The sequence below is a fragment of the Cryobacterium arcticum genome (assembly GCF_001679725.1).
Lineage (GTDB): Bacteria > Actinomycetota > Actinomycetes > Actinomycetales > Microbacteriaceae > Cryobacterium > Cryobacterium arcticum_A.
Genome location: NZ_CP016282.1, coordinates 3690483 through 3703000, shown reverse-complemented (window position 1 = coordinate 3703000; position 12518 = coordinate 3690483). Strand labels below are relative to the sequence as shown.

At 69.3% G+C, this 12518-nt stretch carries 13 protein-coding genes; 8 read left to right on the top strand and 5 right to left on the bottom strand.

The window, feature by feature from the left end; genetic code table 11:
* Positions 1–240: 240 nt before the first annotated feature.
* From PA27867_RS16810 to PA27867_RS16800, 3 genes are all read right to left on the bottom strand, one after another.
* Entirely contained in the window at positions 241–1047 is an 807-nt protein-coding gene (locus PA27867_RS16810) for an ABC transporter permease (RefSeq protein WP_066598221.1), read from the bottom strand.
* 112 nt (positions 1048–1159) lie between these two features.
* Positions 1160–2209: an aliphatic sulfonate ABC transporter substrate-binding protein gene (locus PA27867_RS16805; protein ID WP_066598220.1), complete on the bottom strand. Its 1050-nt coding sequence runs from the start codon at positions 2207–2209 to the stop codon at positions 1160–1162.
* A gap of 101 nt (positions 2210–2310) precedes the next feature.
* A complete protein-coding gene (locus tag PA27867_RS16800) occupies positions 2311–3270 on the bottom strand; it encodes an ABC transporter ATP-binding protein (RefSeq protein ID WP_084021262.1) in 960 nt (319 codons plus the stop codon).
* 157 nt (positions 3271–3427) lie between these two features.
* On the opposite strand from PA27867_RS16800, the gene PA27867_RS16795 reads away from it, so the two are divergent.
* From PA27867_RS16795 to PA27867_RS16760, 8 genes are all read left to right on the top strand, one after another.
* On the top strand, positions 3428–4264 hold the full coding sequence (locus tag PA27867_RS16795) for an SDR family oxidoreductase (protein ID WP_066598219.1): 837 nt from the start codon (positions 3428–3430) through the stop codon (positions 4262–4264).
* A 132-nt stretch (positions 4265–4396) separates the two neighbouring features.
* The gene (locus PA27867_RS16790; protein WP_066598218.1) at positions 4397–5431 is read left to right on the top strand and encodes a LacI family DNA-binding transcriptional regulator; all 1035 of its coding nucleotides are present in this window, start codon (positions 4397–4399) and stop codon (positions 5429–5431) included.
* On the top strand, positions 5428–6933 hold the full coding sequence (locus PA27867_RS16785) for a sugar ABC transporter ATP-binding protein (RefSeq protein ID WP_066598217.1): 1506 nt from the start codon (positions 5428–5430) through the stop codon (positions 6931–6933). The genes PA27867_RS16790 and PA27867_RS16785 overlap by 4 nt, the downstream gene beginning before the upstream one ends.
* A 19-nt stretch (positions 6934–6952) precedes the next feature.
* The gene (locus PA27867_RS16780; protein WP_066598216.1) at positions 6953–7939 is read left to right on the top strand and encodes an ABC transporter permease; all 987 of its coding nucleotides are present in this window, start codon (positions 6953–6955) and stop codon (positions 7937–7939) included.
* 47 nt (positions 7940–7986) lie between these two features.
* The gene (locus PA27867_RS16775) at positions 7987–8931 is read left to right on the top strand and encodes a substrate-binding domain-containing protein (protein ID WP_066598215.1); all 945 of its coding nucleotides are present in this window, start codon (positions 7987–7989) and stop codon (positions 8929–8931) included.
* Entirely contained in the window at positions 8928–9911 is a 984-nt protein-coding gene (locus PA27867_RS16770; RefSeq protein WP_236900751.1) for a ribokinase, read from the top strand. Before PA27867_RS16775 ends, PA27867_RS16770 begins: the two co-directional genes overlap by 4 nt.
* Positions 9908–10291, top strand: a complete 384-nt coding sequence (gene rbsD, locus PA27867_RS16765; protein WP_066598214.1) for a D-ribose pyranase — start codon at positions 9908–9910, stop codon at positions 10289–10291. The genes PA27867_RS16770 and rbsD overlap by 4 nt, the downstream gene beginning before the upstream one ends.
* A 115-nt stretch (positions 10292–10406) precedes the next feature.
* Entirely contained in the window at positions 10407–11174 is a 768-nt protein-coding gene (locus tag PA27867_RS16760) for a VIT1/CCC1 transporter family protein (RefSeq protein ID WP_084021261.1), read from the top strand.
* Between the two features lie 54 nt (positions 11175–11228).
* On the opposite strand, the gene PA27867_RS16755 is transcribed toward PA27867_RS16760, so the two are convergent.
* Both PA27867_RS16755 and PA27867_RS16750 read right to left on the bottom strand, forming a co-directional pair.
* On the bottom strand, positions 11229–11936 hold the full coding sequence (locus tag PA27867_RS16755) for a M50 family metallopeptidase (RefSeq protein ID WP_066598213.1): 708 nt from the start codon (positions 11934–11936) through the stop codon (positions 11229–11231).
* Complete coding sequence (locus PA27867_RS16750; RefSeq protein WP_066598212.1) at positions 11937–12515, bottom strand: GNAT family N-acetyltransferase; 579 nt, start codon at positions 12513–12515, stop codon at positions 11937–11939.
* Between the last annotated feature and the right edge of the window lie 3 nt (positions 12516–12518).

Here is a 12518-nt window from a genome sequence, read left to right as displayed (position 1 = left end):
ACTAGCGGGCACTCTCGACGCTACGCAGCGCGCGCATCCGTCGCAGTGTGCGGCGCAACGCGGCGTAACGTGCGGGTCGACCCGCGCCGGTCGGTGAGCGGATGCGCTGGCGGTCTGCCAGGGCAACCTCGTGGCGCACAGCAGCCTGACGGCGCAGGTTAGGCCTCGTGGCGCACCTTACGCGGCGACTTTTCCTGCGCCACGACGTCAATCCTGCGCCACGACGCTCAACTTGCGCGGTCAGGCCCACTTCTTGATGGCGTACTTCTCGAACACGCCCAGGATGGCGTCGGTGAGCTTGCCGAGCAGGGCGAGCAGGATGATGGCGAGCAGGATGCGATCCACCCGACCGTTGTTGCCCGAGTCGGAGAGGAGGAAGCCCAGGCCCATCGAGGCCGCGATCAATTCCGCGGCCACGAGGAACAGCCAGGCCTGGGCGAGAGCGAGGCGCAGGCCGGAGATGACGGAGGGAATGACGGCGGGTAGCTGCACGGCACCGAAGAGGCGCACGCCACGCAGTCCGAAGGCGCGTCCGGCCTCCACCAGTTGGCGGTCGACGTGCCGGAGGGCCTGGGCCACCGTCGTGTAGACCGGGAAGAACGCGCCGATGGCGATCAGCGTGATCTTCGACTCTTCGCCGATCTTGAGCCAGATAATCAGCAGCGGCACCCAAGCGAGCGACGGCACAGCGCGAATTGCGCCGAGCGTCGGTGCGAAGAAGATGTCGGCGGCGCGGGAGAGCCCGACCAAGGCACCTGTCGCCAACCCGAGTGCGGCGCCGATGGCGAAGCCGATGAGCACCCGTTGGGTGGAGATCGCCACGTACAGAGTGAGTTGGCCTCGTTCGAACAGATCGACGGCGGCGACCCACACGGATGCCGGCGGAGGCAGCTGCGAGGCGGTCACGAGGCCCAGCGAGCTGCTGAGCTGCCAGACCACCAGAATCAGCGCCGGCAGCAGCAGCCCGCCTGTCACCCGCACGCTCCGTCGAGCTGTCAGCGGGCGCCGCACGGTTGGCGCCGTGCCCGGGGTGAGGGTCTCGGTCATCGATGGTCCTTCCGTGCGGGGGTGAGGTACGGGAGATACACGTCCGGAGGGGCCGGGCCGTGGTGTGGGCTGATGCCGGGGCGACTGTGCTGCCGCCCAGGCATCCGTTGGGCTACTCGACGATCGTCGGGTCGGCCTTCGTGGCGAAGGTGTCGTTGATGATCGTGTCGAGGGCGTCGTCGACCTGCTTCTGTTCGAGAACGTCGCCGGTCTCGACAAAGATCGGGCCGATGGTGGTGAGCACCTTGAGCTGCGCCTCGCCGGGGACGTTGTCGACGTCGAGGTTGGAGCGCTCGGTGATGACCTTGGTGGCGACGGCGAGGTCGAGACCGGCCACGTCGGAGAGGATCTGGGCCGTCTCGTCCTCGTGGGTGAGGGCCCAGTCACGGGCGTGCTCGTAGACGTCGACGACGGTCTGGGCAACATCCGGCTTCTCGGTGATGAACGACTCGGTGGCGTTGAGGAAGCCGTAGCTGTTGAAGTCGACATTGCGGTAGACCAGCTTGGCTCCGGCGGCTTCGGCGCCGGCCATGATCGGGTCGAGTCCGGCCCAGGCATCGACCGAGCCGTTCTGCAGGGCGGCCCAGCCGTCGGCGTGCTGCAGGTTCTGCACGGTGACGTCCTCGGGGCTGAGTCCGGCCTCTTCGAGGGACTGCAGGAGGAAGAAGTAGGGGTCGGTGCCCTTGGTGGCGGCGATCTGCTTGCCCTTGAGGTCTTCGACCGACGTGATATCCGACCCCTCCGGAACGACGAGCGCGGACCACTCGGGCTGCGAGTAGATGTCGATCACCTGGATGGGCGAGCCGTTCGAGCGGGCCAGCAGGGCTGCCGATCCGGCGGTGGATCCCACGTCGATGGCGTTGGCGCGGAGGGCCTCGTTGGCCTTGTTGGAGCCGGCGGACTGCACCCAGTTGACGGTGATGTCCTGGTCGGCGAGGGCTTCTTCGAGCCAGCCCTTCTCCTTGATCACGAGGCTCAGCGGGTTGTAGGTGGCGAAGTCGATGTTGAGGGTGCCGCCCTCGGTGACGATGCCGGTGCTTCCGGCGGCGGAGGACGCCGACCCGGCGGCAGGCTGGTTCTCACCGGCGACGCAGCCCGTGAGCAGCAGGGCAGCGGCCGCGGCGGAGGCGATGAGGGCGGTGGCTGTGAAGCGTTTCTTCATGACAGGTCTCTCGTTGGATTCGGGAAGGGGCTCAGGGTGCGCGAGCTGGTGCGGGTATCCATTGCGGTGGATGTGGTGCGGGTGGTGCCAGCGGGTCGGTGTCAGTAGGGGAAGTGGGGGATGGTGGTGCCGGCGGCCACACCGCGGGTGTCGCCGTGCCGGTCGATGCCGAGGCCCGCGAGCAGTCGGCCGCGCAGCTCGGCGAGTTCCGCCGAACCTCGGTCGCGGGGCCGGTGGCCGGGCACGGTGAGCTCCTGCACGATCGTGGCGCCGGGGATGGCGGCATCCGTGACGGCCGGCTCCTGACCGAGCAGGATGATGCGGTCGGCCAGTTGCAGCGCCTCGTCGACGTCGTGGGTGACGAGCAGCACCGTGGTGGGGGCGGCGGCGTGCACCTCAAGCAGCAGGTCCTGCATCTTGAGCCGGGTGAGGGCATCCAGCGCCCCGAAGGGTTCGTCGAGCAGGAGCACGCCAGGGTTGCGGGCCAGGGCGCGGGCGAGCGAGGCGCGCTGGGCCATGCCGCCGGAGATCGCGGCGGGGCGGTGCCCGGCGAACGCCGACAGCCCCACCAGGTCCAGGAGCTCGGCGACGCGGGCCTGGCCGGACTCGCGGGCGGTGCCGCGCGGCAGGCCGAGGGCCACGTTGGCCGCCACGGTGCGCCAGGGCAGCAGCCGGGGCTCCTGGAACCCCACGGCGCAGCGGGTGTCGAAACCGGTGACGGGCGACCCGTCGATGCTCACGGACCCGGCGCTGGGGGAGTCCAACCCGCCGGCTATGCGCAGCAGGGTGGACTTGCCGCAGCCGCTGGTGCCGAGGATGGCGAGCACCTCGCCGGGCCGCACCGAGAGCGTCACGTCACGCAGCACCGGGCGGGCCACGGCCGGGGCGGCCGGACGCCGGCCACGTGCCGCCACGGTGGGGAACGAGCGGCCTAGACCGCTGAACTCCACGGCGAAGGCCGCGTCGGTGCCGGCCGGCCCGCTGACCTGCGCGGGCCGTGCGCCCCCGGCGGTGCCCAGGACCGGGCGGCCGGTGGCGCGCGTTGCGGGGCTGGCGGACATGGGCTGCCGATCGGGTAGTCGAGGGAAGGTTTCTTCGACGCTACCCAGGCCGCCACGGGCACGCACCCCGTGCTGAAACGTAACGTAGCAATTGAACTCGGTGTCCAACATCCGGATGGAGTGACCAGGGGCAGCCGGGACTTGGGATGATTGATCCATGACACGAACCGTTTCCGGAGCCCGGGTACTGATCACAGGTGCAGGCATGGGCATGGGCCGCCTCTACGCCGAACGGGCCGTCGCCGAGGGCGCCCGGGCCGTGATCCTCTGGGACCGGGATGCCGCGAGCCTCTCCAGTACCGCCGCGATCCTCACCGAACGCGCCGGCGGCGCCACCCAGATCGCGCCCTACGTCGTGGACATCTCCGATCTGGGTGCGATCGCGCAGACCGCGCAGCGGGTGCGTACCGAGGTCGGCAACCCCGACATCGTGATCAACAACGCCGGTATCGTGCGCGGTTCGTTCTTCTGGGAGCACGACAACGGCGACGACACCCGCGCCACCATGCAGGTGAACGCGCTCGCGCCGATGTACATCACCCGCGAGTTCCTGCCCGCCATGATGCGCAACCCTTACCGAGAGTCCCGCATCGTCAACATCGCCTCCGCCGCCGGCATGCTCTCCACCCCGCGCATGAGCGTCTACGCGGCGTCGAAGGCGGCCGTGATCGCCTGGAGCGACTCCCTGCGCCTCGAGCTCCAGCAGCAGGGCTTCGACCACGTGCGGGTGAGCACCATCGCGCCCAGCTACATCTCCACGGGCATGTTCGATGGTGCCCGGGGCCCGTTGTTCACGCCCATCATGACCCCGGAGTACGTGGTCGACCGGGTGTGGCGGGCGATGCTCGCCGGGTCGCCGCAGCTCCTGATGCCGTGGACCGTCGGGTTCTCCAAGAAGGTACGCGGAGTGCTTCCGCTCGCTGCGTGGGACGTCGTGGCCGGCCGGGTCTTCGGCGTGTACAGGTCCATGGACACCTTCGTCGGGCGTCGCTGAGCACTCCCGGCACCATCACGGCCGGTCGGAATCTCCGGTCCGGTTGACATCCTCTGAACTCCCGACGTACGATGGAAACGATTCCATGGAAACGATTCCATAGGATCCACGCACGTACACAAGGGAGTGGCTGTGGAAGCCGTAACGATCAAGGACGTCGCCGCCCTCGCGGGTGTCTCGGTGGGCACCGCATCACGGGTCCTGTCGGGTAACCCCGCCACCTCCGCCGATACCCGTGAACGGGTCGCCGCCGCGGCCGCCGAGCTCGACTACCAGCCCAACGCTCAGGCCCAGGCCCTGCGCTCCACCCGGTCCACCTCCCTCGGCCTGCTGGTGCCGGATGTGCGCAACCCGTTCTTCGCCGACCTCGCGCATGCCGCAGAGCAGGCAGCCCTCTCGGCCGGCTACGTCACGCTGCTCGGTAACGCCAACGAGCAGGGTGACCAGCAGGACCGCTACCTCGACACGCTCATCTCCCGCCGGGTCGACGGCGTGATCGTCGCCCCCGTCGGCGATGACGGCGGCCGGCTCCGCGCCCTGATCGACCGCAAGATTCCCACGGTGCTCGTGGACCGCACGGTTCCCGGCCTCGACCTGCCCAGCGTCACCACCGACAGCGAAACCGGAATCCGCCAGGCCGTGCAACACCTCGCCGAGTTGGGCCACACCCGGATCGGATACATCTCCGGCCCGCAGGCCACCTCCACCGGCCGGGACCGGTACGCGGCATTCACCCGCGCCGTCGCCGAAGCCGGCCTGAGCCAGGAACCAGAGTTGGTCTACTTCGGCGACTACCAGGCCGCCAGCGGCTCGGCCGGCGTGCACGCCCTGATGAGCCTCACGAATCCGCCGACAGCGCTGCTCGCCGCCGACAGCCTGATGGCCGTCGGCGCCATCAGCATCCTGCACAAACTCGGCCTGCGGATCGGCACCGACATCGCTCTCGTCGCCTTCGACGACATCGAGTGGTTCGCCCTGCTCAACCCGGCCCTCAGCGTTATCGCGCACAGCGTGGAGGACATGGGCCGGATTGCCATCGACCTGCTGCTGCAGGTGATCAGCGGCCAGACCCCGGACTCGGTCGTGCTGCCCAGCGAACTGATCGTGCGGGCCTCCTCGGCCACACCGATCCGCCCCACGACATCTCGGCAAGGGAGCCAGAAATGACCGACCACCCCCTGATCACCCTGCAGAACGTGACCAAGACCTTCGGCCAGGTCACCGTCATCCAGGACGTAACCGTGAGTGTCTACCCCGGCCAGGTGCAGGTGCTGCTCGGCGAGAACGGTGCCGGCAAGTCCACCCTGATCAAGATGGTCGCCGGGGTCTACCAACCCGACGGCGGCCAGATCCTCGTCGACGGCACCGTCACGAGCCTGCCCACCACCAAGGCCGCCGAAGACCACGGCATCGCCACCATCCACCAGGAACTCAACCTCGTCGCCACGATGAGCGTGGCCGAGAACGTGATGCTCGGCCGGATGCCTACCAAGTTCGGCATGGTTGACCGCAAGGAACTGCGCCGCCAGGCGCGCGCGGCCCTGGCGCTGATCGGCCTCGAGGTCGACGTGGACACCCCGGTGGGTCAGCTCGGCATCGCCCGGCAGCAGCTGGTCGAAATCGCCAAAGCCCTAAGCATAAACGCCCGGGTGCTGATCCTGGACGAACCCACCGCCGCGCTCACCCGGCACGAAACCCAGGCCCTGTTCGCCGTGATGGCGGACCTCCGCCGTCGTGGCGTCGGCATGCTCTTCATCAGTCACCACCTCGACGAGATCGCCGAGGTCGGTGACACCGTCACCGTCATCCGCGACGGCCACTTCATCGCCGAAGTCCCCGCCTCCACTCCCGAAGACGAACTCGTCAAGCTCATGGTCGGCCGCAGCATCGAAGACCAGTTCCCGCGCCGGGTCGACGAGACCCCGGCGCTCACCGAGGTGCTCACCGTGTCGAACCTCACCAGCGACGGCCAGTTCGACGACATCAGCTTCACCGTGCGTGCCGGTGAGGTGCTCGGTATCGCCGGGCTCGTCGGGGCGGGCCGCACCGAACTGATCCGAGCCATCGCCGGTGCGGACAAGTACGACACCGGCTCCGTCGCCGTGCGCGGCAAGAAGCTACCCAAGGGCGACATCAAGGCGGCGATCAGGGCCGGGATCGGCCATGTGCCCGAAGACCGCAAGGGCCAGGGCCTGGTGCTGGATGCCTCGGTCAACGACAACCTCGGCTATGCCACCCTGGCCTCCAGCTCCAAGCTCGGCCTGGCCGACTTCACCGGGCAGCGCACACGCGCCGAGGCCGTCGCCGCGAAGCTCCGCATCCGGATGCACACCATCGACCAGCCGATCCGCTCGCTGTCCGGCGGCAACCAGCAGAAGGCGGTGTTCGGCAGGTGGATCATCGCCGCGTCCACGGTGCTCCTGCTGGACGAACCGACCCGTGGCGTGGACGTGGGCGCCAAGGTCGAGATCTACGAGCTGATGAACTCGATCACCGCCGCCGGCGGAGCCATCGTCATGGTCTCCAGCGAGCTGCCCGAGATCCTGGGCATGAGCGACCGCATCCTCGTCATGCGCGACGGCCGCCTGGCCGGCGAACTCAGCGCCGCGGATGCCACCCAAGACACAGTCATGACCCTCGCCGCCCGCGACACCTCCGCGCAGCGCTGAACCAGAAGGAATCGAACCCATGTCAACGACGACCGCCACCCCGTCCACCGAGACACCCACCCGACGCTCCTTCGACTACAAGACCTTCCTGGCCAACAACGGCGCCCTGGTCGGCCTGGTGGTGCTCTGCATCGCGCTGGTGATCGCCACCCCGGACTTTCTGACCGGGCAGAACCTGCTCAACATCGGCATCCAGGTGTCGACGGTTGCCGTGCTCGCCTTCGGCATGACCTTCGTCATCGTCGCCGGCGGCATCGACCTCTCGGTCGGTGCCGTCGCGGCGCTCTCGGCCATGGCTTCCGGCTGGTTCTTCATCAGCGCCGGCCTACCAGGCTGGATGGCACTGATCGCGGGCCTGGTCGTGGGCCTTCTCGCCGGCGTCGTCAACGGCGCTGCCAATGCCTACGGCAAGCTGCCCTCGTTCATCGCCACGCTTGCGATGCTGAGCGTGGCCCGCGGCCTCACCCTGGTGATCTCCGACGGCCGGCCGATCAAGACCGCGCCGGAGGTGTCGTTCCTCGGCGGCAACATCGGCCCGGTCCCGATGCCCATCGTCATCCTGGTCCTAGCCGCGCTGGTCGCCTCGTTCATCCTCAACCGCACCGTGCTCGGCCGCTCCATGTACGCCGTCGGCGGCAACGCCGAGGCCGCCCGGCTCTCCGGACTTCCGGTCAAGCGCATCATCGTCACGGTCTTCGCCCTCGCCGGCGTCTTCGCTGCCCTGGCCGGACTCCTCCTGGCCGGCCGCCTCGACTCCGCCCAGCCCCAGGCCGCCGCCGGCTATGAGCTCGATGCGATCGCCGCGGTCGTCATCGGCGGAGCATCGCTCTCGGGCGGGCTCGGCAAGATCTCCGGCACCTTCATCGGCGCCCTGGTGCTCGTCGTCATCCGCAACGGCCTCAACCTGCTCAACGTGTCGTCGTTCTGGCAGCAGGTAGTCATCGGCCTGGTCATCGCGCTCGCGGTGGGCGCCGATGTGCTGCGCCGCAAGACCCGCAACAGCTGACCGCGTATTTTTCGCTTCTCCCGCCCCACCACAACAAAGGAAACACAATGAAGTCATCCTCCTTTCGCCGTATCGCCGCCGTCACCGCCACGGCCGCACTGATCCTCGCCGGCACCACCGCCTGCGGCCGCGGCGGCGGCGACGAGGCCAGCGGACCGAAGGTCGTGCTCGCGATCTCCACACTGAACAATCCGTTCTTCGTGGAACTGCGCGACGGCGCCCAGGCGGCCGCAGACGAGGCCGGCGTTGACCTCTACATCGTGGACGCCCAGAACGACTCGGCCACCCAGGCCAACCAGCTGGCCACGGCCACGGCCGGCAGCACCAAGGCCGTCATCGTGAACCCGGTCGACTCCGACGCCGCGAGCGCCTCGGTGAACGCGCTGACCGCAGCGAACATCCCGGTCATCGGGGTGGACCGCACGGTCAACGACGCCACACTGACCTCGCTCGTGGCCAGCGACAACGTCGCCGGCGGCAAGCAGGCCGCCGATGAACTCGCGGCGGCCATGGGGGAGAAGGGCACCGTGATCTCCCTGCAGGGCGTCTCCGGCACCTCCGCCAGCCGTGACCGCGGCGCCGGCTTCGACGAGGGCATCGCCGCGTATCCCGACATCACCGTGGTGGCCGAGCAGACCGCGAACTTCGACCGGGCATCCGCTCTGGACGTAACCACCAACCTGCTGCAGGCCAACCCGGGAGTCACCGGCATCTTCGCCGAGAACGACGAGATGGCCCTCGGCGCCATCCAGGCGCTCGGCGCCCGTGCCGGGTCAGAGGTCATGGTCGTCGGTTTCGACGGCACGGCTGATGGCCTGACCGCCATCTCGGATGGCTCGCTCTACGCCACCGTCGCGCAGCAGCCCGCCGAGCTCGGACGGCTCGCCATCGAACTGGCCATCAAGGCCATCGACGGTGACGATGTCGACGCGACCGTTCCCGTCGACGTCGTCGCCGTGACGAAGACGAACGTGGGCGACTTCTCCAAGTGATCCCGCCAACAAAGGCCCCTGTCGTCGGGGCGGTACTCAGTGGAGTGGTCGTGGTCGGCTCCATCAACGCCGACCAGGTCACCACAGTGATGCGGCATCCGTTGCCCGGCGAGACCCTGATCGGCTCATCGATCGCGATCCTGCCCGGTGGGAAGGGCGCCAATCAGGCCGTCGCTGCGGCACAGCTCGGCGCCCGGGTGAGCATGGTGGGCGCGATCGGCCAGGACGCCTATGCCCAGTCCGCCACCGCGATCCTCGAAACCGCGCACGTCGATCTGTCGGCCGTGCGGGCCGTGGATGGGCCGACCGGCTTGGCCGTGATCACCGTGGCCGCCGACGGCGAGAACACCATCATCGTGATTCCCGGTGCGAACGCTGCGGTGGATGCCGAGGCCGTCGGGCGGAGCGCGGACCTGATCGCCGGGGCCGCCGTGGTGGTCCTGCAGGGCGAGATCCCCGCGGCCGCCAGCGCGGCGGCCGCGCGACTGGCCAGCGGGCGGGTCGTGCTCAATCTGGCACCGGTGATCGACTTCGACCCGGCGACCATCGCGGCTGCCGATCCGCTGATCGTGAACGAGCACGAGGCCGCGTTGCTCCTGGCGCAACTCACGCCCGGCTCACCGTCGCCGGCCTCGGATGCCGACGCGGTGGCGAGGCTGCGCGAGTGGGGGGTGACGTCGGTCGTGCTGACCCGCGGCGCCCTCGGCGCGATCATCGCCGACGCCGAAGGCACCGCCGCCGTCGCCTCGCCCGTCGTGACGGCGGTCGACAGCTCCGGCGCCGGGGACGCTTTCGTGGGAGCGCTCAGCGCCCGGCTCGCGGCCGGGGACGGCCTCCGCAAGGCGGTCGAACTGGCCGTACGGGTCGGCGCGTTCGCCGTGCAGTCCCGGGGAACCCAGCCCTCCTACCCGCACGAGGGTGACGCTCTGCCCGAGATCGGCACCATTCCAGTACCCGAGAAGAACGAGGCACACCCGTGAAACGCACCGGCATCCTGAACGCCGACCTGAACGCTGCGCTCAGCCGCCTGGGCCACGGGGACATTGTGCTCGTGGCCGACTGCGGGATGCCGGCGCCCGCGGGTGTGACGGTGATCGACCTCGCTCTGGTGCACGGGGTTCCTCGGTTCGAGCAGGTGCTCGATGCTCTGCTCGGCGAATTGGTCGTGGAGCGCTGCGTGGCCGCGGAGGAGGCGAAGGGCACGGTGGCCGACGACTGGTTGAGCGGTCGCTTCACCGACATCGAGTACATCAGGCACAGCGACCTCAAGCAGCTGTCAGGGGCGGCCAGGGTCTTCGTGCGCACCGGTGAGGCCACCGCCTTCGCCAACGCCGCTCTCGTGTGCGGGGTGCCGTTCTAGACGTTCTCGCCGGCGGCGGGGGCAGATTAGGTTAGCCTTTCCATGCTCTGACCAGGGGGATTAGGCAAGGCTTTCCACGCTGGCGGCGCCCGTGATTGGTGCCTAGGGTGACTCTATGGCCATCCTCTCGACTCCTCTTTTTCGTCCCGTCCGGGCCGCTCAGGATGCCGCGCCGCGCGACGCGACAGCCCTCACCGCACACACGGGGAGCCTGGCCTCCCGGCTCAACTGGCTGCGCGCCGGTGTGCTCGGCGCCAACGACGGCATCGTCTCCGTGGCGGCCATCGTGGTCGGCGTCGCCGGCGCCGGTGGCAGCACCCCCGCGATCATCGCGGCAGGCACCGCGGGCCTCGTCGGCGGGGCCATCTCGATGGCGCTCGGCGAGTACGTGTCGGTGAGCAGCCAGAGCGACAGCCAGCGCGCGATGATCGAGAAGCAGAAGCGCGAGCTGCGGGACGACCCGGCCGGGGAACTGGACGTGCTCGCCGGGCTGTATGAGGCACACGGCCTCGAGCCGGCCACCGCCCGCCAGGTGGCGATCGAACTCACCGAAAAGGATGCGCTCAAGGCTCACCTGTCGCTCGAGCTGAACATCGTCGAGGAGGACGTGGCCAGCGCCTGGCACGCCGCCGGCGCATCCGCCCTGGCGTTCACCCTCGGGGCGATCCTGCCGCTGCTCGCGATCCTGCTGCCGCCGGAGGGTCTCCGGGTGCCGGTGACCTTCTTGGCCGTGCTTGTGGCGCTCGCCCTCACCGGAGCGCTCGGCGCCCGGCTGGGCGGCAGCCGCCTCGCCCGCGCCACCGTGCGCGTGGTCACGGGAGGAGCGGCAGCGCTCTTCGTCACCTGGCTGGTCGGCACCCTGCTCGGTGTTGCGGTCTTCTAACGGCCCTCTAGCTGTGTTCTCGCGGCGCTCTAGCGGCACGTTGGCGTTGTGGGTCTAGGCGGGGAAGAGCAACCGGGCCGCTCCCACGAGGCAGGCGCCGGCGACACCGATGAACACGACCACCCAGAGCAGACCGGGCAGATGGCTGAGCCGGGCCAGTTGGTCGGCATCCGAGGCGCCGCCGCCCCGTCGGGACCGGGTGATCTGCAACTCCACGACCGTGCGGAGCGCCCCGATCAGCAGGAACGCCGTGACCAGCAGCGCAAAAATGCTCTGCACGACAGGGGAACCGAACCACGTGACCCCGAACACCAGGGCCGCGGTCACGGCCACCGACCAGAGCCCGAACCAGTTGCGAATCTGCACCACCAACAGCGCCAGTGCCGCGAGCAGTGCCCAGAGCAGGCCGACGTCATGGCCGAGGCTGAGCATCCAGGCGGCACCGAGACCGAGCAGCGCGGGCGCCGTGTAGCCGGCGAGCAGCGTGAGCACCATGCCCAGGCCGCGTGGTTTGCCGCGGCTCACGGTGAGCCCCGAGGTGTCCGAGTGCAGCCGGATGCCCTGCAGCCGGCGGCCGCCGAGCGCCGCGACCAGCCCGTGCCCGCCCTCGTGCACGATGGTGATGCCGTGGCGGGTCACGGTCCAGGCCTGCGGTACGAGCACCAGCAGCGCGGCCGCGGCGATTGTGAGCCATACCGTCAGCGTGGGCAAGGGAGCGTTTCGCACCGAGACCCGCGCCCAGAATTCGAGAAGCAGGTCCATTCAGCGGGCCGTGCCGAGAACCATCTCGAGGTGGCGTTCCGTGGCCCGGCGCGGGTCGGGGATGTGCTCCCCGGTGGCCACGGCACCGTTCTTCTCGTAAAAGCGGATGGCCCGGTGATTGCTCTCGTGCACGTGCAGGTAGAGGCGGTCGAGCTGCTGCTCGGTGGTGACCCACTCGCGCACGGCGTCGAGCAGCCGGGTTGCCACTCCGGTGCGGCCACGGAAGCTGGGGTCCACCCAGACGCCGACGAGGTTGGCTCGCTCGGGGGCAGCCGTCGGTAGGGCGTCGGGCTGGTAGCTGGGTGGCCCGGTGGAGACAAAGGCGGACATGGTGCCCACCCACTGCTCACCGGGAGTGCGCGCCACGACCTGGACGCTGGTGGGTTCGGCGTTGCGGGCGCCGCGTTTCCGCCAGTCGGTTTCGGTGAGTGCCAGGGCTGCGGCGAACGATTCGAAGAAGCCCAGCGGGAAGTTCGCGATCGAGCGGAGACGGATATCGCGGAGCCCGGCCCAGTCGTCGGCGAGGGGTCGGTACAGCTCCACTTCGCGGGGCGCGGCGGGCGTGCGTATTTCGGCCATCAC

Excerpts from the sequence above, each read along its gene's own strand:
- PA27867_RS16810 (WP_066598221.1), bottom strand. The coding sequence starts at position 1,047 with ATGACCGAGACCCTCACCCCGGGCACGGCGCCAACCGTGCGGCGCCCG.
- PA27867_RS16755 (WP_066598213.1), bottom strand. The coding sequence starts at position 11,936 with ATGGACCTGCTTCTCGAATTCTGGGCGCGGGTCTCGGTGCGAAACGCT.
- PA27867_RS16775 (WP_066598215.1), top strand. The coding sequence starts at position 7,987 with ATGAAGTCATCCTCCTTTCGCCGTATCGCCGCCGTCACCGCCACGGCC.
- PA27867_RS16795 (WP_066598219.1), top strand. The coding sequence starts at position 3,428 with ATGACACGAACCGTTTCCGGAGCCCGGGTACTGATCACAGGTGCAGGC.
- PA27867_RS16800 (WP_084021262.1), bottom strand. The coding sequence starts at position 3,270 with ATGTCCGCCAGCCCCGCAACGCGCGCCACCGGCCGCCCGGTCCTGGGC.
- PA27867_RS16785 (WP_066598217.1), top strand. The coding sequence starts at position 5,428 with ATGACCGACCACCCCCTGATCACCCTGCAGAACGTGACCAAGACCTTC.
- PA27867_RS16760 (WP_084021261.1), top strand. The coding sequence starts at position 10,407 with ATGGCCATCCTCTCGACTCCTCTTTTTCGTCCCGTCCGGGCCGCTCAG.
- PA27867_RS16780 (WP_066598216.1), top strand. The coding sequence starts at position 6,953 with ATGTCAACGACGACCGCCACCCCGTCCACCGAGACACCCACCCGACGC.
- PA27867_RS16750 (WP_066598212.1), bottom strand. The coding sequence starts at position 12,515 with ATGGCCGAAATACGCACGCCCGCCGCGCCCCGCGAAGTGGAGCTGTAC.
- PA27867_RS16805 (WP_066598220.1), bottom strand. The coding sequence starts at position 2,209 with ATGAAGAAACGCTTCACAGCCACCGCCCTCATCGCCTCCGCCGCGGCC.